At 72.8% G+C, this 25,921-nt stretch carries 16 protein-coding genes and 3 tRNA genes; 6 read left to right on the top strand and 13 right to left on the bottom strand.

The window, feature by feature from the left end; all coding sequences use genetic code 11:
• Positions 1-6 precede the first annotated feature (6 nt).
• Positions 7-3,591 carry a thiol reductant ABC exporter subunit CydD gene (gene cydD / locus AB0K92_RS08055; RefSeq protein ID WP_365920512.1) on the top strand — a complete coding sequence of 1,195 codons (3,585 nt, stop codon included), beginning with the start codon at positions 7-9 and terminating at the stop codon, positions 3,589-3,591.
• Positions 3,592-3,788: 197 nt separating this feature from the next.
• The gene (locus AB0K92_RS08050) at positions 3,789-4,826 is read left to right on the top strand and encodes a peptidoglycan DD-metalloendopeptidase family protein (protein ID WP_365920510.1); all 1,038 of its coding nucleotides are present in this window, start codon (positions 3,789-3,791) and stop codon (positions 4,824-4,826) included.
• 208 nt (positions 4,827-5,034) lie between these two features.
• Here the strand turns inward: AB0K92_RS08050 and AB0K92_RS08045 are convergent, their stop codons facing one another.
• From AB0K92_RS08045 to AB0K92_RS08025, 5 genes are all read right to left on the bottom strand, one after another.
• Positions 5,035-5,922: an HAD hydrolase family protein gene (locus tag AB0K92_RS08045; protein WP_365920508.1), complete on the bottom strand. Its 888-nt coding sequence runs from the start codon at positions 5,920-5,922 to the stop codon at positions 5,035-5,037.
• A 100-nt stretch (positions 5,923-6,022) separates the two neighbouring features.
• On the bottom strand, positions 6,023-6,925 hold the full coding sequence (locus AB0K92_RS08040; protein ID WP_365920506.1) for an LLM class flavin-dependent oxidoreductase: 903 nt from the start codon (positions 6,923-6,925) through the stop codon (positions 6,023-6,025).
• A gap of 119 nt (positions 6,926-7,044) precedes the next feature.
• A complete protein-coding gene (locus AB0K92_RS08035) occupies positions 7,045-7,593 on the bottom strand; it encodes an RNA 2'-phosphotransferase (protein ID WP_365920504.1) in 549 nt (182 codons plus the stop codon).
• Between the two features lie 253 nt (positions 7,594-7,846).
• A tRNA-Arg gene (locus AB0K92_RS08030) sits at positions 7,847-7,919 on the bottom strand.
• Positions 7,920-8,141: 222 nt separating this feature from the next.
• Positions 8,142-8,232 (bottom strand) — tRNA-Ser (locus AB0K92_RS08025).
• A gap of 227 nt (positions 8,233-8,459) precedes the next feature.
• Between AB0K92_RS08025 and AB0K92_RS08020 the strand changes: the two genes are divergently transcribed.
• Both AB0K92_RS08020 and AB0K92_RS08015 read left to right on the top strand, forming a co-directional pair.
• The gene (locus AB0K92_RS08020; RefSeq protein ID WP_365920502.1) at positions 8,460-8,948 is read left to right on the top strand and encodes an SSI family serine proteinase inhibitor; all 489 of its coding nucleotides are present in this window, start codon (positions 8,460-8,462) and stop codon (positions 8,946-8,948) included.
• A 265-nt stretch (positions 8,949-9,213) separates the two neighbouring features.
• Positions 9,214-13,986, top strand: a complete 4,773-nt coding sequence (locus tag AB0K92_RS08015; protein WP_365920500.1) for a PAS domain-containing protein — start codon at positions 9,214-9,216, stop codon at positions 13,984-13,986.
• Positions 13,987-14,128: 142 nt separating this feature from the next.
• On the opposite strand, the gene AB0K92_RS08010 is transcribed toward AB0K92_RS08015, so the two are convergent.
• On the bottom strand, positions 14,129-14,707 hold the full coding sequence (locus tag AB0K92_RS08010; RefSeq protein WP_365920498.1) for a TetR family transcriptional regulator: 579 nt from the start codon (positions 14,705-14,707) through the stop codon (positions 14,129-14,131).
• A 127-nt stretch (positions 14,708-14,834) separates the two neighbouring features.
• Here AB0K92_RS08010 and AB0K92_RS08005 point away from each other — a divergent pair, with 127 nt between their 5' ends.
• Positions 14,835-16,109 (top strand): MFS transporter, encoded by a 1,275-nt coding sequence (locus tag AB0K92_RS08005; protein ID WP_365920496.1) that lies wholly within the window; start codon positions 14,835-14,837, stop codon positions 16,107-16,109.
• 172 nt (positions 16,110-16,281) lie between these two features.
• On the opposite strand, the gene AB0K92_RS08000 is transcribed toward AB0K92_RS08005, so the two are convergent.
• Together AB0K92_RS08000 and AB0K92_RS07995 are read right to left on the bottom strand one after the other, a co-directional pair.
• Complete coding sequence (locus AB0K92_RS08000) at positions 16,282-17,925, bottom strand: long-chain fatty acid--CoA ligase (protein ID WP_365920748.1); 1,644 nt, start codon at positions 17,923-17,925, stop codon at positions 16,282-16,284.
• Between the two features lie 168 nt (positions 17,926-18,093).
• Positions 18,094-18,675: a SigE family RNA polymerase sigma factor gene (locus AB0K92_RS07995; protein WP_365920494.1), complete on the bottom strand. Its 582-nt coding sequence runs from the start codon at positions 18,673-18,675 to the stop codon at positions 18,094-18,096.
• Positions 18,676-19,517: 842 nt separating this feature from the next.
• On the opposite strand from AB0K92_RS07995, the gene AB0K92_RS07990 reads away from it, so the two are divergent.
• On the top strand, positions 19,518-20,384 hold the full coding sequence (locus AB0K92_RS07990) for a bifunctional DNA primase/polymerase (protein ID WP_365920492.1): 867 nt from the start codon (positions 19,518-19,520) through the stop codon (positions 20,382-20,384).
• 73 nt (positions 20,385-20,457) lie between these two features.
• Here AB0K92_RS07990 and AB0K92_RS07985 read toward each other — a convergent pair.
• The 5 genes from AB0K92_RS07985 to AB0K92_RS07965 form a co-directional block, all read right to left on the bottom strand.
• A tRNA-Ser gene (locus AB0K92_RS07985) sits at positions 20,458-20,547 on the bottom strand.
• A gap of 96 nt (positions 20,548-20,643) precedes the next feature.
• On the bottom strand, positions 20,644-21,174 hold the full coding sequence (locus AB0K92_RS07980; protein ID WP_365920490.1) for a hypothetical protein: 531 nt from the start codon (positions 21,172-21,174) through the stop codon (positions 20,644-20,646).
• Positions 21,171-23,495, bottom strand: a complete 2,325-nt coding sequence (locus tag AB0K92_RS07975; protein WP_365920488.1) for a DUF6571 family protein — start codon at positions 23,493-23,495, stop codon at positions 21,171-21,173. The genes AB0K92_RS07980 and AB0K92_RS07975 overlap by 4 nt, the downstream gene beginning before the upstream one ends.
• Positions 23,496-23,510: 15 nt before the next feature.
• Entirely contained in the window at positions 23,511-23,987 is a 477-nt protein-coding gene (locus AB0K92_RS07970) for a hypothetical protein (RefSeq protein WP_365920486.1), read from the bottom strand.
• Between the two features lie 324 nt (positions 23,988-24,311).
• Positions 24,312-25,802 (bottom strand): trypsin-like peptidase domain-containing protein, encoded by a 1,491-nt coding sequence (locus tag AB0K92_RS07965; protein ID WP_365920484.1) that lies wholly within the window; start codon positions 25,800-25,802, stop codon positions 24,312-24,314.
• Between the last annotated feature and the right edge of the window lie 119 nt (positions 25,803-25,921).

Here is a 25,921-nt window from a genome sequence, read left to right as displayed (position 1 = left end):
TTTCACGTGAAACCGATCGATCCACGGCTGCTCCGCTACGCCCGTGCCACCCGGTTCTTCCTGCTGGCGGTCGTCGGCCTGGGAGCCGTCGGTGCCGGGCTGGTCATCGCGCAGGCGATGCTCATCGCTGAGACGGTGGTGGGCGCCTTCCAGCACGGGATGACGGTCACCGGACTGCGCACCCCGTTGCTGCTGCTGGCGGCGGTCGCCTGCGGCCGTGCCCTGATCGGCTGGCTCACCGAACTGGCCGCACACCGGGCGAGCGCGGCGGTGAAGTCGGAGCTGCGGGGACGGCTGCTGGAACGGTCGGCGGCGCTCGGTCCGGGATGGCTGAGCGGACAGCGCACCGGTTCGCTGGTGGCGCTGGCCACGCGAGGAGTCGACGCCCTCGACGACTACTTCGCGCGGTATCTGCCCCAGCTGGGACTCACGGTGGTCGTCCCGGTGGCGGTGCTGGCGCGGATCGTCACCGAGGACTGGGTGTCGGCGGCGATCATCGTCGGTACCCTGCCGCTCATCCCGGTCTTCATGGTGCTGATCGGCTGGGCCACCCAGTCCCGGATGGACCGCCAGTGGCGGCTGCTGTCCCGGCTGTCCGGGCACTTCCTGGACGTGGTCGCCGGACTGCCGACGCTGAAGGTGTTCGGCCGGGCCAAGGCCCAGGCCGAGTCGATCAAGCGCATCACGGGTGAGTACCGCAAGGCGACCCTGCGCACCCTGCGGATCGCCTTCCTGTCCTCCTTCGCGCTGGAGCTGCTGGCCACCCTCTCGGTGGCCCTGGTCGCGGTGACGATCGGCATGCGGCTCGTGCACGGTGAGATGGACCTGTACATCGGCCTGGTCATCCTCATCCTCGCGCCCGAGGCCTATCTGCCGCTCCGGCAGGTCGGCGCCCAGTACCACGCGGCGGCGGAGGGCCTGGCGGCCGCCGAGGAGATCTTCTCGGTACTGGAGACCCCCGTGCCGGCCGCGGGCACCGCACCCGTCCCGGACGGCCCGCTGACCTTCGAGAACGTGACCGTCCGCTACCCCGGCCGCACGACGGACGCCGTCTCCGGCGTCTCCCTCACCATCGAACCCGGCGAGACGGTCGCACTCGTCGGCCCGAGCGGCGCGGGCAAGTCGACGCTGCTCAGCGTCGCGCTGGGATTCGTACGGCCCACCGCGGGCCGTGTGCGCACCGGCGAAGCCGATCTCGCCGACGTGGACCTGGAACAGTGGCGCGCGCGGATCGCCTGGGTGCCGCAGCGACCGCATCTGTACGCCGGGACGATCGCCGAGAACGTCCGGCTGGCCCGCCCCGACGCCGACGACGAGGCCGTGCGCCGGGCGCTGCGGGACGCGGGCGCGCTCGACTTCGTCGACGTCCTTCCCCAGGGTGTGGACACCGTGCTGGGAGAGGACGGGGCCGGACTGTCCGCCGGCCAGCGCCAGCGGCTGGCCCTCGCCCGCGCGTTCCTCGCCGACCGGCCCGTGCTGCTGCTGGACGAGCCGACGGCCGCACTGGACGGGGCCACGGAGGCAGAGATCGTCGCGGCGGTCCGGCGACTGGCGGCCGGACGCACCGTGCTGCTCGTGGTGCACCGGCCGGCGCTGCTGGACGTGGCGGACCGGGTCGTACGGCTGGCCGGGGCCGACGCGCGCGGGGACACGGTGACGGGCCGCTCGGCGCGTCAGGAAGTACGCCCGGCCGAGACAGATCCCGCCTCCGGCACCGCCGTCGAGGACCCCACCACCGCTTCCGTTTCCGCCACGGCCGCCGACGCACCCGCTTCCGCCACGGCCGCCGTCGCTCCCGGCACGCCCGCCGCCGGCGGCGTCCTCGCCCGTGTCCGCGCCATGTCCGGCGCCCGCCGGGGCCGCCTCGTCCTCGCGCTGCTGCTCGGCAGCCTCGCGCTCGGCAGTGCCGTCGGGCTGATGGCCACCTCCGGCTGGCTCATCTCCCGCGCCTCGCAGCAGCCGCCCGTGCTGTATCTCATGGTGGCCGTGACGGCCACGCGTGCCTTCGGGATCGGCCGGTCGGTGTTCCGGTACGCCGAGCGGCTGGTGTCGCACGACGCGGTGCTGCGGATGCTGGCCGACACCCGGGTCGCCGTCTACCGGCGCCTGGAGCGGCTGGCGCCCGCGGGCCTGCGCGGCACCCGCCGGGGCGACCTGCTCTCCCGGCTCGTCGCCGACGTCGACGCCCTCCAGGACTACTGGCTGCGCTGGCTGCTGCCCGCCGGAGCCGCCGTCGCGGTCTCCGCCGCCTCCGTCGGCTTCACCGCCTGGCTGCTGCCCGAGGCGGGCGCCGTCCTCGCCGCCGGTCTGCTGGCGGCGGGCGCCGGGGTTCCGCTGATCACGGGCGCCGTGGCCCGCCGCGCCGAGCGTCGGCTCGCCCCCGCCCGGGGCGTCCTCGCGACCCGCGTGGCCGACCTGCTCACCGGCACCGCCGAGCTGACCGTCGCGGGCGCCCTTCCCGGCCGTACCGCCGACGCCCGGCGGGCCGACGCCGAGCTGACCCGGATCGCCTCCCGCGCGGCCACCGCCACCGCCCTCGGTGACGGGCTCATCGCGCTGATCTCGGGTCTGACCGTGGCAGCCGCCGCGCTCACGGGCGTCCAGGCCGTCGCCGACGGACGGCTGAACGGCGTCGCGCTGGCGGTGGTCGTGCTCACGCCGCTGGCCGCGTTCGAGGCGGTCCTCGGGCTGCCGCTCGCCGTGCAGTACCGGCAGCGGGTGCGCCGCAGCGCGGAGCGCGTGTACGAGGTGCTGGACGCGCCCGAGCCGGTACGCGAGCCGCGGCGCCCCCGGCAGGCGCCCGCGACCCCGTTCCCGCTGGTCCTGCGGGACCTGGCCGCCCGCCACCCCGGGCAGGACCGGGACGCGCTCGCCGGGCTGGACCTGACGCTGGAGCAGGGCCGCCGGATCGCGGTCGTCGGCGCCTCCGGCTCCGGCAAGACCACGCTGGCGCAGGTGCTGCTGCGGTTCCTGGACGCCCGCGCCGGCTCGTACACGCTGGCCGGTGTGGACGCGTACGCCCTCGACGGCGACGACGTACGACGGCTCGTCGGGCTGTGCGCCCAGGACGCGCACCTCTTCGACAGCACCGTGCGCGAGAACCTGCTGCTCGCCCGGCGGGACGCCACGGAGGCGGAGCTGCGGGACGCGCTGGCCCGGGCCCGGCTGCTGGACTGGGCCGACAGCCTGCCCGACGGGCTGGACACGCTGGTCGGCGAGCACGGGGCCCGGCTCTCCGGCGGCCAGCGCCAACGGCTCGCCCTCGCACGGGCGCTGCTCGCCGACTTCCCGGTGCTCGTCCTCGACGAGCCGGCCGAGCATCTGGACCTGCCCACCGCCGACGCGCTCACCGCGGACCTGCTGGCCGCCACCGAGGGCCGTACGACCCTCCTCATCACGCACCGGCTGGCCGGGCTGGAGGACGTGGACGAGGTCATCGTGCTGGACGCCGGGCGGGTGGTGCAGCGCGGGCCGTACGCGGAACTGGCCGCGGCGGAAGGCCCGCTGCGCGAGATGGCGGCGCGGGAGGCGGCTGCAGGGCCGCTGACGGCAGCGCGTGAGGCGGCGGCGGAACCGCTGACGGTGGCATGACCGGTGCCGGACAGACGCCGACAGCCGCACAGACGTCGACAGCCGCACAGACGTCGACAGCCCTGCAGAACCGGCGGACTGACTGACCATCACCCTGTCCGGCGACTGCTCCATACGACTCCATAAACGCCGGTCGGTTCCCCCATGCGTACGACTTGAACAGGCCGGGGGCGACGGCGCGGGCCACGATCGCTGACATGCTCTCTCCTCGCCGTCACCCCCGGCTCTTCGCGGTGCTCGTGTGCGCGCTCGCCGTCCTGGCCGCCCGGCCCGCCGACGTTCCCGGCGGCTCCGGGGCCGGGTCGGAGGTGGCGCGGCTGTACCAGGACGCGGCGCTGGCGACGGAGCGGTACGAGCAGGGGCGGAGCGAGGCGGAGGCGCAGCGCGCGGAGGCCCAGCGGCTGGAGGGGCTGCTGGAACAGCAGCGGCAGGAGATCGCGGCACTGCACGAGGACCTGGGGCGGATCGCCCGCGCCCAGTACCGCGACGGCGGGGGACTCCCGCTTGCCGCGCAGATGATCCTGGCGGACAGCCCGGAGGAGCTGATGCGCGGTCAGCGGGCGTACTCCCAGGCCGACACGGCGGTGAACAACGCGATCGCCAAGAGCCGCCGCGCGGAGGCGCGGCTCGCCGCCGACGAGGCGAAGGCGCGGGGGGCCTGGCAGGCGCTGGAAGTACGGAACGCCGAACTCGCGGCGATGAAGAGGTCCATCGAGCAGAAGCTGGAGGAGGCGCGACAGCGGCTGCAGGGCGAGGCGAACGCCTCCGCGGCGGCGGGCAGCTGCCGGGGCGCGGTGCGGCTGGACCAGCCGGAGATGAACTTCACGAACGACTGGGTCGCACCGGTGGAGACGTACGCCCTCTCCGCGGCGTTCGGCAGCGGCGGGGCGCGGTGGGCCAACCGGCACACCGGGCAGGACTTCGCGGTGCCGATCGGCACACCGGTGCGGGCGGTCGGCGCGGGCACGGTGGTGCGGACCTCCTGCGGCGGTGCCTTCGGCATGGAGATCGTGCTGGAGCACCCGGGCGGCTACTACACGCAGTACGCCCACCTGGCGTCCATCGCCGTCGAGCAGGGCGAGCAGGTGCGGACCGGGCAGTGGATCGGCCAGTCCGGCACGACCGGCAACTCCACGGGTCCGCATCTGCACTTCGAGGTCCGGGTCACCCCGCAGCTGGGCTCGGGGATCGACCCGGTGCCCTGGCTGGCGGCGCGCGGCGTGTCCCTCGGCTAGCCCGCCACCGGCCTCGGCGGTCGGCCCGGCTGCCACCGGCCTCGGCGGTCGGCCCGGCTGCCACCGGCCTCGGCGGTCTGCCCGGCTGCCACCGGCCTCGGCGGTCGGCCCGGCTGCCACCGGCCTCGGCGGTCGGCCCGGCTGCCACCGACCTCGGCGGTCGGCCCGGTTGCCACCGACACCGGTGGCCGGCACACCGCCCCAGGCCTCAGCGGCGCTCGGCCAGCAGCCGCTCGATCACGACCGCCACACCGTCGTCGTTGTTGGCGACCGTCCGGCCCGACGCCGCCGCGACCACGTCGGGATGGGCGTTGCCCATGGCGTACGACCGGCCGGCCCAGGTCAGCATCTCGACGTCGTTCGGCATGTCCCCGAACGCGACGACCTCCTCGTGGGAGATGCCGCGCTCGGCGCAGCACAGGGCGAGTGTGCTGGCCTTGGAGACGTCCGGACCGCTGATCTCCAGCAGGGCGCTGGGGCTGGAGCGGGTGACGTTGGCGCGCTCGCCGATGGCGAGGCGGGCCAGGGTGAGGAAGCCGTCCGGGTCGAGCGTGGGGTGGTAGGCGAGGATCTTCAGCACCGGCTCGCCGGCCCCCGGGGCGTCGGCCGCCAGCAGCTGCTCGGCGGGCGCGAGCGCGTCCGGGATCTCCATGTGCAGCTTGGGATAGTCCGGCTCCTGGTAGAAGCCGTACGTCTGCTCCACGGCGAACACCGTGCCGGGCGCCGCCTCCCGCAGCAGCCGTACGGCGTCCAGCGCGTTCTCCCGGGCCAGCTCGCGCACCTTCACGAACCGGTGGGTGCCGGGGCCGCCGTGCAGGTCGACCACGGCGGCGCCGTTGCCGCAGATCGCCAGGCCGTGGCCGTGGACATGGTCGCTGACGACGTCCATCCAGCGGGCGGGACGGCCGGTGACGAAGAAGACCTCGATTCCCGCCTCCTCGGCGGCGGCGAGGGCGGCGACCGTGCGCGGGGACACCGACTTGTCGTCGCGCAGCAGCGTGCCGTCGAGATCGGTGGCGATCAGCCGGGGCGGTATCGCGGGGGCCGGGGTCTCGGACTGTCGAGTCGCTGAGGTCACCGGGCCATTCTCGCGCATATGCCTGCACGGCCGTGCGGTAGTCCGCACATCTGAGAGGCGACGGTCGTCACAGGACCCGTCGCTCACGGTCACCGCATCCGGCCGCACCGCGCCTTGCTCAGGCCAGCTGTGCCGGTGCCTCCATGACGATCTGCTCGAAGACCTTCTGCTCGGCGGCGAAGTCCGAGCCGGGGATCGGCCAGTGGATCACGATCTCCGTGAAGCCCAGCTCACGATGGCGGCCGGCGAAATCGACGAAGGCGTCGAGGGACTCCAGCGGCCGGCCGCGATCCGGGGTGAACCCGGTGAGAAGCACCTTGTCGAGCGCGGTCACGTCCCGGCTGATCGCCGCGCACGCGGCGGCCAGCTTCTCGATCTGCCCGCGGAGGGCCGCGACCGACTGCTCGGGCGTGCCGTTCTCGTACAGCTTCGGGTCGCCGGTCGTCACCCAGGCCTGCCCGTACCGGGCGGCGAGCTTCAGGCCGCGCGGGCCGGTGGCCGCGATGGCGAAGGGCAGCCGGGGGCGCTGCACGCAGCCGGGGATGTTCCGGGCTTCGTGCGCCGAGTAGAACGTGCCCTCGTGCGTCACCGAGTCCTCGGTGAGAAGACGGTCCAGCAGGGGCACGAACTCGGCGAACCGATCGGCCCGCTCACGCGGCGTCCAGGGCTCCTGGCCGAGCGCGGTGGCGTCGAAGCCGGTGCCGCCCGCGCCGACACCCAGGGTGATCCGGCCGCCGGAGATGTCGTCGAGGGAGATCAGCTCCTTGGCGAGGGTCACCGGGTGCCGGAAGTTCGGCGAGGTCACCAGCGTTCCGAGCCGCAGCCGTTCGGTCACCGCCGCGGCGGCGGTGAGCGTGGGCACGGCACCGAACCAGGGGCCGTCACGGAAGCTGCGCCAGGACAGATGGTCGTAGGTGTAGGCGGTGTGGAAGCCGAGCTGCTCCGCGCGCTGCCAAGCCTCCTTGGTCCCTTCGTGCCAACGGCGGTACGGGAGGATCACGGTGCTCAGGCGCAGACTCATGCCATCGAGCCTAAGCGGCCCCTCCCCGTTTCACGTGAAACTCCACGTTTCACGTGAAACAGCGGCCGTCTCCTCTGCCGCAGCCGTCCGTCTCAGCCGCCCCACGATCCGCCACCGGCTCAATGCCGCTCCGGGAACCGCAGATACCGCGGCGGCACCGCGCGCGTCAGCCACACTCCGTTCGCGCTGACCCGGAACTCATGACCGTCACGGTGCATCGCCCCGGCGTCCACCGCGAGCACCACCGGCCGACCCCTGCGGGCACCCACCCGCGTCGCGGTCTCCCGGTCGGCGCAGAGGTGCACGTCGTGCCGGCTCATCGCCCGCAGTCCCTCCCCTCGGATCGCGTCCAGGGCGCTGGCCACGGTCCCGTGATAGAGGTACGGCGGCGGCGCGACCGCCGGCAGGCCCAGGTCCACCTCGACGCTGTGTCCCTGGCTGGCCCGGATCCGGGTGCCCTCGACCGCGAACCGCTGCTTGTCGTTCGTGGCGACGACATGCTCCAGTTCCGCGCGGCTGAAGCGGAACCCGTGCGCGGCGGCGGCCGCGATCAGGGTGTCGATCTCGACCCATCCCCCCTTGTCCAGCTCCAGCCCGATCCGCTCCGGCTGGTGCCGCAGATGCTTCGAGAGGTACTTCGACACCTTCACGGTGCGTCTCTCATCCATGCGGCCAGGGTGCCGGGAGAGACGCGGATCACGCATCCGATATACATCTGGAGGTTTGATCCACAGCAAGTCCAGTTATCCACAGGCCGATCGGCCATTCCTGTGGACAACCTCAACCTTGAGCGCGCCCGTCCACGTGTCGGTCTACGTCTCGGTTCACGAGTCCGTCCGTGTGTCGGCCCACGAGTCCGCCCACGAGTCCGCCCACGAGAAACGCCAGAGGCCCCGGATCTCTCGGGGCCTCTGCTCTGTGCGCACTCGGCAGGATTCGAACCTGCAACCTTCTGATCCGTAGTCAGATGCTCTATCCGTTAAGCTACGAGTGCTTGTTCTTTTTTCTCCGCCGCTTCCGTTCCTTTCGGCCCGCTCGCGGCGACAGGAAGAACATTACATGACTGCCGCCGTCATGTGAAATCCGTTTGGTTCACCCCGTCTGACCTGCGGAAACGCGGGATGAGAGGCATGAGGGGAGGGGCGGGGCGGAAGGGGCGGAGGCGTGGAACGACGAAACCCCGGTCCGTGGGGACCGGGGTTTCGGTGATCTTGCGCGGAGGCGGAGGGATTTGAACCCTCGATGGGCTTTAAGGCCCAAACCGCATTAGCAGTGCGGCGCCATAGACCGGACTAGGCGACGCCTCCAGCACAGCCGCCCGCGCAAGCGCGAGTGGTGCGTGCAGATGATGACACAGTCGAGCGTGCTGTCACCAATCGCCCCCCACGGTACTAGGCAGGCGGGCCGCAGGGCAAAGGGCTTCCCAGGACGGCGTCGCAGGTCGTCGCCGAGCGCGCCGCCGTGGTCGTCGGCCCGACGGTTGTGCGAGCGCCGTCGAACGCAACGTACCGGCGCGTCAGGCGTTGGTCAGGTCATGTTGCAGGTCATCACCCCCCACACGGTCCGGCGGCTGCTCGTCGCCGCCGGCGCTTCCCTCGCCGCGCTCGGCTCGCTCGCCGCAGCGCCCACCGCCGTCGCCTTCCCGGCCCCGTCGCCCGTGCTGCCGCCGCTCCAGGGCGTCGAGCGGACCGGCGGCGATCACCACCTCACCGTCACCGTCCGGGGCGCCGGCGGCGGAGCGGACGGAGCCTTCCGGGTCGACTGCCACCCGGCGGGCGGCGACCACCCCGACGTGGCCGGCGCCTGCCGCGCGGTCGACCGGAACACCCGGTGGGGCCACGAGCCCTTCGCCCCGGTCCCCGAGGGCACCGTCTGCACCATGCAGTACGGCGGCTCCGCCACCGCCCGTGTCACCGGGACGTGGGCCGGACGCCCCGTCGATGCCACGTTCGACCGCAGCAACGGCTGCGAGATCGACCGCTGGGACCGGCTCGTGCCGTTGCTGCCCGACCTGAGCAAATAGAGAGAGGGAGCCGAGGAGAAAGCGCAGGCCGCTGTAAACGTCCTGCGGAGGTGACGAGAAGGGCGCATGGACGCGGACGTATCCGGCCATGCGCTCCTTGCCGCAGGGGTTCCGGCCGCGCTTCACCGGCTCGTGGGACCTCTCTCCCATCCGGCGTCGCGAGCGCAACCCCAGCCCTTAGACTCCCTCGCGTGACACGCCGCGGGCCGGTTGGCAAGATGGCCCGAGCGGTCGGCAAGGTGCGGTAACAGGGAGGAAGCGTCTCGTGAGCAGCAGGCCACCCCGAGGCGCTGCTCGCCTCGCAGCCATACTCGACGCGCTCCCCGACGCGTTGGTCCTGGTCAACGCCAACGGAACGGTCGTCAACGCCAACGCGATCGCCCTGGAGGCCTTCGAGACCCCGGGCACGGCGCTCGTCGGGCGCGGGCTGCTCGACCTGCTGCCGGACTTCGACTCCAAGCTCATCCCCGGCTCCATGCGGCGGCCCGACCACATGGACCCGCGCGGCCGCACCAAGCCGACCCGGATGATGGCCCGCCGCACCGACGGCACCGAGTTCCCGGTCGAGGTCACCTCCGCCAACCTCGAGAACAGCCAGCAGACCTACGACAGCTACGGCTACACCGGCGACGAGCTGCTGATGCTCGTCGTACGCGACCTCTCGGGCACCGTCGACACCGAGGCGGAGCTGGCCCGCTCGCAGCGGCAGACCGAGATGATCCTGCGGGCCGCCGTCGAGGGCGTCGTCGGCACCGACACCGACGGGCGGATCGTCCTGGTCAACCCGGCCGCAGCGCAGATCCTGGGCTACCGCGCCTCCGACCTCGGCGGCAAGGAGCTGCACACCCTCGTCCTGCACTCGCGCGCCGACGGCTCCCCCTTCCCGTACGACGAGTCCCCGCTCGCCGACACCCTGCGCTCCGGGCGCAAGCACCGGGTGCGCGGCCAGGTGCTGTGGTCCAAGAGCGGCGACAAGGTCGCGGTCGATCTGACCACCGCGCCGGTGCGCGACGGCGACCAGCTCGTCGGCGCCGTGATGACCTTCCTGGACCGGCGGCCGTACGACGCGCTGGCCGAGGAGAAGGAGCAGCAGGAGCGGGCGCACGCCGAGGAGCTGGAGCGGCTCGCCGAGGAACACGCCTCCGACCTGACCGCGCTGCGCCAGCAGCACGTCACCGAGATCGAGGAACTGCGCGAGCGGCACCAGGAGGAGCTGGCCGCGGGCGAGGAGCGGTACGCCGCGCTCGCCGAGCGCGAGAAGGACCGGCACGAGGCGCTCGCCGCACGCTACGAGCAGCTGCTCACCCTGCTGGGCACCTCCCTGCGCGGCCCCCTCGACGAGCTGCGCCGCGAGCTGTCCGCGCTGGCCGCGGACGACGCCGGGCAGCTGTGGCCCGAGGCCAACCAGGTGCTCCACCACCTGTCGGCCGGCTACTCGCGGATCACCACCCTCATCGACAACGTCCTCGGCTACCAGCGTCTCGACGCCGGCACCGACGAGATCACCCGCACCAAGGTGATGCTCGACCGCGTGGTCGCCTCCGGTGTCGACGGGGCCGTCGAGCTGATCGGGCCGGGCCGGGTGCAGTTCGCCGTGCACGCGCCCCCCATCGAGGCCGAGGTCGACGCCCGGCTGCTGGCCACCGCGCTCGCCCATCTCGTCGCCGACGTCGCCGGGGTCGACGCCACCGGGAACTCCCCGGTGTCCGCGGGCGGTTACATGGACAACACCGTCGTGGTCGCGGCGGCGCAGCGGGGCGAGGTCGTACGGATCGAGGTGCGCGGGCCGTACGCCGGGGGCGACCCGGTGCACGAGCCGATCGTGCGCGGGATCGTGCGCGCGCACGGCGGTGTGCTGCAGACGCACGAGGTGCCGGGGATGAGCGGCAGCGCGTACGTGCTCGAGGTGCCGCTCGGCGGGGGTGCGGGTGCCGTGTCGGCGTCCCCCTCCACGGCCGTGGCCGTGGCCGGTGCCGAGGCGGACACGGCCCCCGCCCCCGCACCCGCCGCCGAGCAGACGTCCGGTGGCGGGCGGCGGCGGGCCCGGCGGGGCGCCACCGACGCCTTCCTGGAGGCCGACGTGCAGGTGCCGGGCGCGGCCGGGGGCGGCGGCCCGGAGCAGAAGCCGAACGCGCCCGCGCCGACCGGGCGGCGGCGCCGTCGCGCGGCGGCCGCGGCAGCCGAGCCGCAGCAGCCGGTGGCGGCAGAGACGACCGACGCCGTCGCGAGCGGTACCGGCCGGCGGCGCGGGCGGCCCGCCGAGGACGCGGCACAGGCCGCCGCCGCGGTGGCCGAGGGTGCCGTCGTCACCGCCGACGAGCACGCCGCCGGAACCGCCGCCGCGGGGACCGGTCTGGGCGGGACGGTGCCGCCGCAGGGTGTGCCCGCGTCCGGTGGCCGTCGCGCGCGCCGCGCCCCCGAGGAGCAGCACGCCCTGCCCCCGGCGCTGCCCGCCGCCACGGAGGAGGACGCGCAGCCGACGGGGCGCCGGCGCCGTGCCCTCGCCGCCGCCCAGGAGCGGGCCGCGGCGCAGGAGGCGGGGCCGCGCACGGTCTTCGCGCTGCCGCCGGCGGAGGCGGACCGGGCGGTCGAGGAAGCGGAGGGGGAGGTTCCGCCGCGGGAGGAGATGCCGGGCGGGCAAGGCCGACAGGGGATTCCGGGACAGCAAGGGCAGCCGGGGCAGCAGGGGCAGCCGGGTCAGCCTGGGTTGCCGGGTCAGCAGGGTCAGCAACGGGTGCCAGGGCAGCCTGAGCTCCCGGGCCAGCCGGGGCAACAAGTGCTGCCGGGGCAGCAGGGGTTGCCGGGGCAGTCGGCTCAGCAGCTGCCGCAGGCTTCGCAGCTTCCGCAGGCGTCCCCGCAGGCGCCGGCCTCCGGTGGGCCCGTGCCGCCCGGCGGGGTGCAGGCGGGGCCCGCGCCGATGCCGATGCCGGTTCCTCCGGTGTCTCCGGTTCCCACGCCGGTCCAGGGCCCGAGCCCGCAGGCCCCGCAAGCCCCGCAGGCCCCGGCTCCCGGCGTTCCCGGGCCGCAGCCTGTGCCGCCCGCCGCCGCCCAGCCGGGTGCCGTGCAGCCGGGTGCCGTCCAGCCGGGCGCCGCGCCGATGCCCGTTCCGGCTCCCGCCGCTCCCGTTCCCGGCCCGGCCCCGGTGCCGCCGCAGGTGACGCCCGTCGACACCCCGGTCGCCGACGACCACGGCCGCCACGACGCCGTACCGCACGACCAGTCCGGCGATCACACCCCGCCGCAGCCGCACCCCACGAGCGCGCCGACCGGCCGTCGGCGGCGGGCCGTTGCCGTGCCGCCGGAGCCTGCCGCCGGGGCGCCCGCGCAGAGCATTCCGGCTCAGGCCAACGCCCCGCAGCCCGGTCCGGCGCCGCACCCCGCACCGGGGGCCGCCCCGCAGCCGCAACCACAGCCCGTTCCGGCCGGTCAAGCCGCCGTGCCCGCGCCGTCTCCGTCCGGTACGGGCCAGGTCACCGTGCCCGCGCAGGCCGGCGCCGCCCAGCCCGTCGCGCACTCGGTCGCCCAGCCCGCCGTCCAGCCGGTCGCGCACCCGCTGCCGGGCCAGCCGCTTCCCGCCGAGTCGATCGCCGGTTCCGCGGCGCCCGCCGCAGCCGCGCCCGCCGCCGCCGTACCGCCTGCCGCCACGCCCGCCGCGGGCACCCCGGCGCCACAGCCGTGGCCGGCGCCCGAGGGGGACACCTCCGGAGCGGGTACGCCCCTCCCCGGCCCTCGGCCGAACACCCCCCAGCCGCATGCTTCCGGCAGCACCCCCCTGCCCCCGGAGGCCGCGACCCCCGCGCCCCCGCCCACGTCCACCCCGCCGCCCGCGGCCGCGCGGGTCGCGCAGCCGCTGCCCGCCGAGGCCGCGGCGCCCGTGGACCCCAACTCGACCCAGGGCCGGTCGATCAGCGTGCGCACCCTGGGCCAGGGCGTGCCGTTCAACCGGCAGGCCGCGCAGGCCGCGCAGGCCCCGCAGGCGCAGCCGACGGGAGCCGCCACGCCTCCTCCGCACCAGCCGGGCGGCTCCGGGCGTCGCCGCAAGCTGGGCACGCCGCCCGAGCCCGGCGCCGCGCGTCCGCATCCGCCGGCCGAGCAGGCCGCGGCCCAGCCGGCGGCGCAGCCCCAGCCGGCACCGGGCCCGGCCGCGCCCGCCCAGCCGCCGCGGCTTCCCGGGCAGGGGAGCGAGGGTGCCGGACGGTCGTACGCCATAGGCGCGCCGGACGAGAACGCCGCGGAGGGGCCCGAGCCGCTGGACGGTCCGGGCGGTGCCGTGGAGGTGGCCGACACGCCGCTGCCGCAGCCGATGGACGACGAGCTGCCGCCGGAGCCGCTGGACAATCCGCGGCGGCTGCTGGTGTGGCCCGCGCCGGACGTGAGCACGCAGCAGGCGCTCAGCGACCGTGGCTACCGGCCGGTCATCGTGCACTCGCGCGAGGAGGTCGACGCGCAGATCGCCGCGTTCCCGGCGGCGCTGTTCGTGGACCCGCTGACCGGGCCGATCACGCGGACGGCGCTGCAGTCGCTGCGGCAGGCCGCCGTCGCGGCCCAGGTGCCGGTCATGGTGACGGCCGGCCTCGGGCAGGCGTCACGGGACGCGGCGTACGGCGCCGATCCGGCCGTACTGCTGAAGGCGCTCGCGCCGCGGGACAGCGAGCAGCACCCGCCGCGCGTGCTGCTGATCGAGGAGCACGCGGAGATCGCGCTGGCGCTGACGGCGACGCTGGAGCGGCGCGGGATGCAGGTGGCGCGGGCGGCGAGTGACGCGGACGCGGTGGCGCTGGCCGGGCAGTTCCGGCCGAACCTGGTCGTGATGGACCTGATGCAGGTGCACCGGCGGCGGGCCGGGATCGTGGACTGGCTGCGCGCGAACGGGCAGCTCAACCGGACCCCGCTCGTCGTCTACACCGCCGCCGTCGACCAGGCCGACCTGCCGCGGCTCGCCTCGGGCGAGACGGTGCTGTTCCTGGCGGAACGGTCGACCAGCGCCGAGGTGCAGTCGCGGATCGTGGACCTGCTCGCCCGCATCGGCACGAACTAGAACCGGTACGGACCGGACGGTTCACCACGGTCCGCCACGGGCCCTCACCCCGCCACGGACCCTCACCCCGCCACGGACCCTCACCCCGCCACGGGCCCTCACCCCGCCACGGGCCCTCACCCCGCCACGGGCCCTCACCCCGCTACGGGGCCACCAGTCTGCGGGCCGCCTCCTTGATCGAGGACCGGAGGCGGTCGCGGTCGGTGGCGTCCGGGCCCGCCAGGATGCGCGCCATCTGCGGGACGACGGTGGCCCAGTTGGCCAGGGCGGTCAGCAGGAGCAGCAGGTCGGGAGCCGGGATCGCGTCGGTGACGACGCCCCGGCGCTGGCCGTCCTCGACGGCGGCGACCTTGCGGGCGTAGTGCGCGCGGCGGTCGGTCTCGTCGGGGAGTTCGGCGGAGCCGTACTCGATGCCTTCCCAGTAGAGCAGGCGCAGGACCTCGGGGTGGGCGGCGTGGTAGTCGAGGAGGCGGTCGATCCAGGACTCGATGTCGTCCGGGTCGACGGGGACGGAGGCGGCGAGGTCCAGCATCTTCCGCTCGAGGACGTGCGCGAACAGCTCCGCCTTGTTGCCGAAGTAGGCGTAGATCAGCTGCTTGTTGGCCTTGGCCTCGCTCGCGATGCGGTCGATGCGGGCGCCCGCGATGCCGTGCCGGGCGAACTCGGCGACCGCCGCCTCGAAGATCCGGGTCCTGGTGGCCTCGGGGTCCCTTGCTGCCATGGGGTCAGGGTAGCGCGGTGGGTAACCAACCGTTTGGTTGACGGGAATGCGAGGGCGGCACAGACTGTTTTCCCCTAGTCCAACCAACTGGTTGGTTATGAGAGTCGGCTCGAAGGGTCCCCCGCTGATGCGCCTTCCGTCAACGAGCACGCAGCCCCGCACCGCTGCCCGCACCACCCCCGGTACCGCTGCCCGCACCACCCCCGGTACCGCTGCCCGCACCGCTTCACCCGCCGTACCCGGCGCCCCCGGCCCCGGCCTCGCCCCCGCCCTCTTCCTCACCCTCCTCGCCGTGTGCAGCGCGGTCACCGCCGCCAACATCTACCTGGCCGCCCCACTGCTCACCCTCATCGCGCGCGACTACGGCAGCACGCCCTCCGGCGTCGCCTGGATCGCCTCGGTCGCGCAGTTCGGCTACGCGCTCGGGCTGCTGCTCTTCACCCCGCTCGGCGACAGCGTGAACCGGCGCCGGCTGGTGTCGGGTCTCACCGTGGTCACCGCCGCCGCGCTGGCCGGCGCCGCGGCCGCCCCCGGCTCGGCCGTGCTCGCGGCGGCCGTCCTCGTCGCCTCCGCGGCGACCGTGATCCCCCAACTGCTCGTCCCGCTGGTCGCCGAGCGCGCCCCCGCCGAGCGCCGGGCCCGCCATGTCGCGGCCTTGATCGCGGGGCTGTTCACCGGCATCGTCGCGGCCCGCGTGGTGGGCGGGCTGGCCGGGCAGGCCTTCGGGTGGCGCTGGGTGTTCGCGGGCGCGGGCGCCCTCACCCTCGTGCTCGGGCTGGCGACCGCGCTGGTCCTGCCCGCCGCGCACCGGCCGCGCACCGGCTCGCTGTTCGGCGGGATCGCCGCGCTGCCCGGCCTCGCCCGCCGCTCGCCCGACCTGTGGCGGGCCTGCGTACGGCAGGCGGGGATGTTCGGCGCGTGGAGCGCGCTGTGGACCTCGCTGGCGCTGCTGCTGACCGGTCCGGAGTACGGCCTGTCCACCGCCACCGCGGGGCTGTTCGGCATCTTCGGGCTGACCGCGAGTGTCGTCGCGCCGCTGGCGGGCGGGCTGGTGGACCGTTTCGGCGCCGCCCGGGTCGTACGGGCCGCGTATCTGCTGGCCGCCGTGTCCGTGCCGCTGTTCTGGGCCGGGGGACACGTCCTGGTGGCGCTGTTCGCCGCGGCGGTCGCCATCCACGCGGCGCTCGTCGCCTCGCACGTCGCCAACCAGACCCTGGCGCTGACCACCACCTCCGCCCCGGCCACCGCGAACACCGCGTACGTGGTCGCCGGTTTCACGGGCGGCGCCGCCGCCTCCGCGCTCGCGGGCTCCGCCTACACCCACTTCGGCTGGGGCGGGGTGTGCGCGGTGGCGGGGCTGTGGCTGCTGCTGGGCTGGGGGACGACCGCCGTACGGCGGTGACCATGCCGTACGGCGGTGACACGCGCTGCCGTACGGCGGTGACCACGCGCTGTCGTACGGCGGTGACCACGCGCTGTCGTACGGCGGTGGCCACGCGCTGTCGTACGGCGGGTGACCACGCGCTGCCGTACGGCGATGAAGGCGCTTTACCGCGGTCGTCCCCCGGCGGGGTTCAGAGGCGGGTGACGTCCAGCTCGCCCTCTGCGTACTGCTTGCGCAGGACCTTCTTGTCGAACTTGCCGACGGACGTCTTCGGCACGGCCGGGATGACCGTCCAGCGCTCCGGCAGTTGCCACTTGGCGATCTTGCCCTCCTCGGCGAGGAAGGCGCGCAGGGTCTCGAAGTCGGCGGTGGCGCCCTCCTTGAGGACGACCGTGGCCAGCGGGCGCTCCCCCCACTTGTCGTCGGGGACGGCGACGACCGCGGCCTCGGCGACGTCCGGGTGGGCCATCAGGGCGTTCTCCAGCTCCACCGAGGAGATCCACTCGCCGCCGGACTTGATGACGTCCTTGGCGCGGTCGGTGAGGGTGAGGTAGCCGTCGGGGGAGATGGTGCCGACATCCCCCGTCTTCAGCCAGCCGTCCTCGCTGAACTTGTCCGAGGGGCGCAGGGGTTCGGCGTCCGGGCCGTTGTAGTAGGCGCCGGCGATCCACGGGCCGCGGACCTCCAGCTCGCCCGCGGACTCGCCGTCCCAGGGCAGCCGCTCGCCGCCGGGGCCGGTGAGGCGGGCCTCGACGCCCGCGGGGAAGCGGCCCTGGGTGAGCCGGTAGCCGAGCTCCTCCTCGGTGCCGACCGCGTGGGCCGGCGGGCGGGCGACCGTGCCCAGCGGGGAGGTCTCGGTCATGCCCCAGGCGTGGCAGACCCGCATGCCGAGCTGGTCGAAGGCCTCCATGAGGGAGGGCGGACAGGCGGAGCCGCCGATGGTGACCTGGGTGAGCGAGGAGACGTCGCGCGGCTTGGCGGTCAGCTCGGCGAGCAGGCCCTGCCAGATGGTGGGGACGGCGGCGGCGTGCGTCGGCCGCTCGCCCTCGATCATCTCGGCGAGCGGGGCGGGCTGGAGGAAGCGGTCCGGCATCAGCAGGTTGACGCCGGTCATGAAGGTGGCGTGCGGCAGGCCCCAGGCGTTGACGTGGAACTGGGGGACGACGACGAGCGAGGTGTCCTGGTCGGTCAGGCCCATCGACTGGGCCATGTTGACCTGCATGGAGTGCAGATAGACCGAGCGGTGGCTGTAGACCACGCCCTTGGGGTCGCCGGTGGTGCCGGAGGTGTAGCACATGGCGGCGGCCTGGCGCTCGTCCAGCTCCGGCCAGTCGTAGGCGGTCGGCTTGCCCGCGATCAGGTCCTCGTACTCGTGGACCGGCACGGACGCCTCGGCGAGCAGGGAGCGGTCGCCCGGTCCGGAGACCACGACGTGCTCGACGGTCTTCAGATGCGGCAGCAGCGGCGCGAGCAGCGGCAGCAGGGAACCGTTGGCGATGATCACCCGGTCGGCGGCGTGGTTGACGATCCACGCCAGCTGCTCCGGGGGCAGCCGGAGGTTGAGGGTGTGCAGGACCGCGCCCATGGAGGGGATCGCGAAGTACGCCTCGACGTGCTCGGCGTTGTTCCACATCAGGGTGGCCACGCGGTCGTCGTCGGCGACGCCGAGGTCCTCGCGCAGGGCATGGGCCAGCTGGGCGGCGCGGGCGCCGATCTCGGCGTACGAGCGGCGGTGCGGCTCGGCTTCACCGGTCCAGGTCGTCACCTGCGACGATCCGTGGATCGTGGACCCGTGGGTCAGGATCCTGGAGATCAGCAGCGGTACGTCCTGCATGGTGCTCAGCACGGCGTCCTCCCGGGGGCGACATTGCCTACGCGGCGGTAGGGGTTGCGCTGATTCTGGCCGCATACCGCGCGGTATGTCACTAGGGGAGGGTGATCGATCACGTCACCTTGCGGTAACCGCGAGGGCGCTGCTACGGCGGGGACGGCGAGAAACTCCCTAGGAGAAGGGCCGGCGTATCGGCTCCAGCTCCGGGTCCTCGCGGAGTTTGCCGAGCGCGCGGGAGACCGCCGACTTGACCGTGCCGACCGAGACGCCCAGCACCTCGGCGGTCTGCGCCTCGCTCAGGTCCTCGTAGTACCGCAGGACGACCATCGCGCGCTGGCGGGCGGGCAGCCGCATGATCGCCCGCCACATCGCGTCGTGCAGCGCCTGCCGCTCCGCCGGGTCGTTCCCGCCGGGCACCGGCTCCGGCTCGGGCAGCTCCTCGCAGCTGAACTCGTCGACCCTGCGCTTGCGCCACTGCGAGGTGCGGGTGTTGAGCAGGGCGCGGCGCACATAGCCGTCGAGGGCCCGGTGGTCCTCGATGCGGTCCCAGGCGACGTACGTCTTGGTCAGCGCGGTCTGCAGCAGGTCCTCCGCGTCGCTCGGGTTCGCGGTCAGCGACCGGGCGGTGCGCAGCAGGACCGGCTGACGGGCCCGCACGTACGACGAGAACGACGGATACGCGGCGGCGTACGGCAGGGACCGCACGGCCGGCGCGGCGGCGTCCGAAGCAGTGGTGCAGACGGGTGTGGTCATGGCTCAACGCTAGGTTCGCGAGCCCGTGGTCCTCATCGCCCGCAGGTCCCGAAGACGAGTCCCCCTCAGGTTGTAGAGGCGGTGCCGGGTGCACCTCCTGGAGGGGGAGGAGGCGGAGAGGACACGTGAGGGTTTACCCCTGGGGGTCGTCCGGGAGGAGGACGGCCGGCGGCCCGGAGACGGCCCGGAGACGACCGGGAACGGCCCGGAGACGGCCGGGAGCGACCGGAAATGGCCGGAAACGACCCAGCGGCGATGCCGAAGCACCGCCGCTCAGCCGGACCTCGCTCACCCCACAGAGCACCCACAAGAGTCCTGGGCCGGTGCCGGAGCACCGGCCCGTCAGTTCACCACCAGCGGCGTGAAGGCGACGGCCACGTTGTCGTTGCGTCGCCACTCCGCTGAAGAGGGCGGCCGCGAGCGGCAGAGCGGAGACGGCGGCGATGACGCGGGCGGTACGGATGCTTGCCATGTTGGTTCCTCCCAGAAGCAAATGTCGCACCGGCCCGGAGGCCATTGTGTGCGTAAGTGCGGTTCGCCCCAAGGCAGTTGGCCGACCACCTCGGTGCTGTGCACGACGTCGCGTGATCACGGTTGCCCACCGAATCCCCGGCGAACCACCCCGGAAGCCGTGATTCGCCCTCAAGCGTGAGGACAAGTCGATAAACCCCTCTCGACACCTTTCCTTGATCACGACGACGAGCCGGGGCGGATGGGGCGAATCGGTCCCAAGCGGCGCAAGGGGTGAAGCGTTCCGGCAGGTTTTCGGCCAATCCGTCCCGCCCGGTGTGCCGCGCCCGTCACCCCTTCTATTTTTCGAACGTAAGTACGACCATGAAGTCATGGCCACCATCGACCGGCAGGCCACGACCCTGGCCCTCGCCCACGCCCTGTCCGCCGCCGAACGCGGACTGGCCGTCATCCCCCTGTCCCGGACGAAACTGCCGGCCCTGCGCTCACCCCACCGCCTCGACCCCGTGCCGCTGCCCTGCCACGGCGAGTGCGGCCGCTTCGGACACGGCGTGTACGACGCCTCGGCCGACCCCGACCGTGTCCGCGCCCTCTTCGCCGCCGCCCCCTGGGCCACCGGCTATGGCATCGCCTGCGGACTGCCCCCGCACCACCTGATCGGCATCGACCTGGACACCAAGTCGGGCACGGACGCCTCGGCGGCCCTGCGCGAACTCGCCCTGCGGCACCTGTTCACGATCCCGCCCACGGTCGTCGTCACCACCCCGAGCGGCGGCCGTCACCTCTGGCTGACCGGCCCTCCGGACGTCGTCGTCCCGAACTCCGCCGGCCGCCTCGCCCCCGGCATCGACGTCCGGGGCGCCGGCGGCTACCTCGTCGGCCCCGGCTCCCGCACCGAACACGGGTCGTACGGCACGGCTCCCGGCACCGCACACCTGCCCCCGGCCCCGTGCCCGCCCGCCCTGCTGCGCCTCCTGCTGCCACCCCCACGGACTGCCACGCGCTCCTCCCCCTCGCCCGGCGGCCACGGCCACGGTCTGGTCCAGTTCGTGCTCGCCGCACACCGGGGACAGCGCAACACCCGCCTCTTCTGGGCCGCCTGCCGCGCCTACGAGAACGGCATCGGCCCCGACCTGGTCGCCCCCCTCGTCGACGCGGCCCGCACCACCGGCCTCACCGAACGCGAGGCCCGCGCGACGATCGCCTCGGCGGCGCGGCTGACGAGGGGGCGCCGGTGACGAGGGAGCGGGGCGAGGACCCAGCCCCGCACGCCGAAGGGGCGCCCCGTGACGGAGCGCCCCTTCGGACACCTGGCGGTGGGTGTGGGATTTGAACCCACGGTGACATCGCTGCCACGACGGTTTTCAAGACCGTTCCCTTAGGCCGCTCGGGCAACCCACCTCCGCTCCGGCCACCAGGGACGGAGCGGGTACAGCGTACCGGCCCCGGGCCTCGCGCGCGGGCGAGGCCCGTACAAGATCAGGCCGGGCGTGGCCGTCAGGCCGGGCAGCCGAGCTTCTTCTTGTAGGCGTCGAAGTAGGCCGGGACGAGCTTCTCCAGCTGGGCTTGCGACTTACGGTTCCATCTAATGTCGTTGACCTCGACGGCCAGCACGTCACCTTCCTCGCTGACTCCAGGGCACGGAATGACGGTTGCCACCCCAAAGTTCCAGGATGCGTATCTACCGCCCTTGAAGTAGCGCAGACCCTTCACATCGTAGAACTCGAAGAGGTCGCGCAGCTCGTATCCACTCTCACGCCAGTCGGCGTCACTCACCACGGAGTCGTTCCCGTCCACATACATGTGGCAGAACTGGCCTTCCGCGAGTGTATCGCCACCAGTGTCCTGCTCCAGCTTGTCACCGTCGTCGAGCAGAGATTCCAGCACGTCTTTGTCGACGGGAATGCCACACATATTGTCCGGGACGGGATACGAGAGCCCCTCATCATCCGACGAGCCGCACGCGGCAAGAGCAGCCGCGAGAAAAGCTGCGGTGAGCAGGCGGGCCGAGCGTTGGAGGTGCCTCACGTTCCGTCTCCCGAGGAGTTCCACTGAGCACCCTCGCTATGGCTCACACCCGCTTGAGTGCGAACCCCTAGATCGATGCTCTCTCTCGTTTTCGGGTCGATGCCCCCATGGCGGTCGAAGTAGCTGGCAACGGCTGCCGCTGATGCATCCAACACAGCGGTCCGCCCCTTCGAGTAATCCGCACCGGCGGCGTGTTCAGCTTCAGTGGTGGTGTCCTGCTTCACGCTCTCCACGATGCTTTCGGATACATCCTCCGCAACCCAGTTGATGGGTTCTCCCACGACGGAGAAGGGTGCGGGAATGGCTCCCGTCCCCAGGCCTACAATCCGGTTCACCCACTTAGCGTTGTCTGCCGCGGCATCGTTAAAAGCCTTGTCATCGGCAGTATGGTAGTCGTAGATCGCGTCAGCCCGCGCGTTGCTCATAACTCCGGCAATGGCAGCACCCGGCGCAACCAGATGGGCGACGCGGGCGCTGTCTTCTGGGCTGAGTCCCTTCCCCTCCGCTTCCAGAAAAGCGTGAACCACGTTCGCGGTGTATGCCTGCTGCGCGGCAGTGATGGCGCTGTACGCGTCCGGATCCTGCCCGACCAGACCGAGGAACTTCTGAGCATTTCCGGGATCCAGGTTGGCAGCTGCGCCATTGACTGGGAAGAGTCTGCTGTCGCCTGGCTCCTGGTACACCATCCGCTGGAAGTCCCCCATGTAATCCGCCGAGATATGCCCCAGGCTGTCCCGCAGCGCATAAAGCGGCCCGGTCTCTTCCTCCTCCAGCTCTCCGTTCATGTTGTGCGTCAGCAAGTCCGGATGCGCCGCGAACTTCTCCACGATGTCGTGGACCAGCTTGGCCTGCGCTTCGCTGTGCTTAATGGACGGGTCGGCAGTGTTGCTGTCGTACGGACGACCTGTCGTCGCCGCCTCCAGCGCGTGGCCGAGGGCGTCAGGCCCGAAGTTGAGAGCCTTCTTCGTCGCCTCCTCATCCGCCAGGACATTGGCGGCGTTCGTGTCGATCGTCCACTCGAAGTCCTTGTTCGTGAACAGGTCCAGGTAGGACTTGAAGTCGGTCTTCGCACCGGACTTGATCGTGCCGTCCTCGTTGTACGCCGTGGGCGGCTGCGTGAAGAATTGCTCGGCTGCCTCCGGACTGTGTCCAAGGGCCTCCAGCACGCTGTTCAGCGGGTCGTTGCCAGTGCCAAGCTTCCCGGAGGGGTTGAATCCGAAACCGTCGTCGCTGCCCTCTGGCTTGTTCGCCACGAAGCGGTGCGGATTGTCCTGATGCAGCTGCGTGACGTGCTCCGCGATGGGCGTGAGGAACGCGGGGTCGTAGTTGCCGTAGCGGAGGAGGCCGCCGAGCACCTGGTAGCCGTAGGGGCGGCTGAACATGCCGCGCTCCCACTCGATCTCCTGGGTGCCCAGCTTGCGGAACTCCGCGCCCCACCACGTCGGCAGATGCTGACGGTCGCCCTTGAGGCTCTGCGGGGTGTAGGGGTCGGTGGCGTTGGCCAGGGCGTGGCCCAGGTACTTCTGGAGGTCCTGCACTCCGGCCAGCCGCGTCTTGCTCTCCCCGTCGGTCCCGTCGATCGACAGGGCGCCGTAGAACTCGAGCGTCTGCCGGGGCCCGCCGAGGCCCTGGAAGAACTCGGTGGCGAACTCGCCGTCCACCTCGCGCCCGTTGTGGCGCAGCAGCCGGTTGAGCTCGGCGAGTTCCTGGTCGCTCATGTTCTCGCGCTTCTTCGCGAGTTCCAGGGCGCGTTCGACCTGGGCGTCGTTGAGCGAGTCGTACTTCGCGTGGCCGGCGTTGTACGGGTCGTTGCCGTGGGTGCGCGACAGGGCCAGCTTGGCCGAGACGTCGATGTCGTTGGCGTGGGAGACCTTGGTGGTGATCGAGTCGGCGTAGCGCTGCCGCTCCTCGAGGTTCTTGTCGTCCTTCGGGCTGGTGCCCGGCATGACGTGGGCGTCGACGCTGACCGTGCCGTCGCCGTTGTCCCGGACCGTGTAGCCCTTCCCCTTGGCCTCCGCGGTGAGGGTGCGCACGCTCTTCTGCAGGGACTCGAGTTCGCGGTGCGCGTCGTCCAGGACCTTGTAGATGCCGTTGGCCTCCACCTGCAGGTCCGCCAGCTCCTTGGCGCTCTTGTTCACGAACTCCCGGGTGACGCCGGCGTTCACGCCTTCCCAGCGCGCTTCGGCGGCCTTCTTCTGCAGCCCGTCGCGTGCGTCGGTCTCCAGCTGCTTGAGGTTGTCGACGGCCTTCTTCCAGTCGGACACGGCCGTGGCGAGCTTGCCGAGGTCGACCTGCATGAGGTCGTGGTAGGTGAGCGACATTCCGCGGCCTCCCCGCTACTTGAAGTACTTGCTGAGCTCGGAAGCGGGCAGGGCGGAGCCGTCGCGGCTCTTGATCACCGCGCCGATCTTGGCGTCGTCGTTGGCGTGCAGCTTCTTGCTGTAGTCGAGGTGGTTGGAGATGTGGGCGAACGCCTGGCGCACCGCCTTCACCTGGCTCTCCCAGACCGTCAGCGTCGTCATCAGCTCGCCGCCCATGGTGAAGTTCGACCGGGACAGCTCCGACGCGGCCTGGTGCGTCGAGCCGGCGTGGTCGGAGTTCATGCCGGCGCCGGCGATGTCGACCTTCTTCTCCAGGTCGCCCTGCAGGACGAACGCCGCGTGTCCCACGGCACCGAGGTCGTCCTGCTGCACCACCAGGTCGGGTTTTCCGCCGGGACCCGTGCCCGTCGCGGGTGCCTGGTTCAGTTGCATCTGCGTCGAGTGACGGTCCGCAGTCTGATGCTTCAGCTGCTCCCACTCGTCCCACGCCATGGGTCCGCTCCCCCCGTTGCCGTCATCGGTCAAGGGTCGTTCCGGTTGTCTTTGGTGTGCGCGCGTCAGAGGCTATCGCGGGTTGCAACTGTTCACGGAGGGGCGGGTGGTACGAGCATCCGGAGGCCCAGAGCCGCGACGGCGGGAGCCGACGCACCGGAAACGACGCGAGCCGGAACGGCGAGATCCGACGCGAGCCGGAACGGCGAGAGCCGACGCGAGCCGGAACGGCGAGAGCCGACGCGAGCCGAAACGGCGAGAGCCGACGCGCCGGAGTGGCTCCGGCACATCGGCTCATCGGCTCGGTGCGGTAGGGGCGCCGCGTCAGCTGTCGCCCACGCGTGATCCCAGGGTCAGTTCGACGGTGCGGGTCTTGCCGTCGCGCTCGTAGGTGATGGTGACCCGGTCGCCGGGCTTGTGGGTCCAGATCTCGCCGATCAGGGTGGGGCCGCTGTCGATCACCGTGTCGTCGAGCTTGGTGATGACGTCGCCCGGCTTCAGGCCCGCCTTGTCCGCGGGGCCGCCCTGCTCGACCGGCTCGGAGCCGCCGGCGCCGGTGTCGGTGATCTTGGCGCCGTCGGTGGTGTCCTCCAGGGAGACGGAGGCGCCGATCTTGGCGTAGACGGGCTTGCCGGTGCGGATCAGCTCCTGGGCGACGTACTTCGCCTGGTTGATCGGGATGGCGAAGCCGAGGCCGATCGACCCGGACTGGCTGGTGCCGCCCAGGCCGTTGCCGGCGGACTGGATCGCGGAGTTGATGCCGATGACATTGCCCTTGGCGTCCAGCAGCGGGCCGCCGGAGTTGCCGGGGTTGATGGAGGCGTCGGTCTGCAGGGCGCTCATGTAGGAGGCCTGGCTGCCGGTGCCGTCGCTGGAGGCCACCGGGCGGTTCTTGGCGCTGATGATGCCGGTGGTCACCGTGTTGGACAGACCGAAGGGGGCGCCGATGGCGATCGTGGCGTCGCCGACGGCCACCTTGTCGGAGTTGCCGAGGGTGAGCGGCTTCAGGCCCGACGGGGCGCTCTTGAGCTTGATCACCGCCACGTCGTAGCCCTGCGCGTTGCCGACGACCTCGGCGTCGTACTTCTTGCCGCTCGGGAAGGTGGCGGTCAGCCTGCCGCCGTCGACCGCGTCCGCGACGACGTGGTTGTTGGTGACGATGTGGCCCTGGGTGTCGAAGACGAAACCGGTGCCGGTGCCCCCCTCGCCGCTGCTGCTCTCCGCCTCGATCGTGACCGTGCTGGGCAGCGCCTGGGCGGCCACGGCCGCGACCGTGCCCGGGTCGCGCTTGAAGTCGCCGCCGCTGTCGGCGGAGGAGACGGTCGTGGAGCCGGAGCTGTCGTCGTTCCTGGCCAGCGTGTAGCCGAGGCCGCCGCCCAAGCCGCCCGCGACCAGCGCGGCCACGAGGACCGCAGCGACCAGGCCGCCGCGGCCCCGCTTCGGCGCGGGCGCCGAGGGCTGCTGGTACGCGGCTCCCCACGGGGCGCCCGGACCGGCACCGCCGGGGCCGTCGGCGCCGTACACCGCGGTGGCCGGGCCCTGCGCGGGGCCGCCCGGCGGGGGCGGGGGCGGCCAGCCGCTGTCGGGGGCCGGTCCGGAGCCGGCGGGCGCGCCGTACGCGGAGCCGCCCGCGTGCGGAGCGCCGCCCTCCGCAGGGGTGGGGGAGGGGGCGTGCGCCGGGGGCTGTTCGGGTGACGCGGGCGGGCCGGAGGGCATGGCCGTGTCCGCGTGGGGGGAGGCTGCGGGGGTGTCCACCGGCACGGGAGGTGCGGACGGGGCCGGGGGTACCGCAGTGCCCTCGTTCTCGGTGCTCACAGCTCTTCTCCTCGATCCTCGGTCACGCAGCTGTGCCGGTTCTTCTGGTGTGCCGTTCGTATGCCGTCAGCTTTTCCCACGGCCCGTCAGGGCACCATAAGCGGTGCCTGTGCGTCCAC

Source organism: Streptomyces sp. NPDC052687, assembly GCF_040678395.1.
Classification (GTDB): Bacteria; Actinomycetota; Actinomycetes; order Streptomycetales; family Streptomycetaceae; genus Streptomyces.
This window is presented reverse-complemented; position numbering and strand designations above follow the sequence as displayed.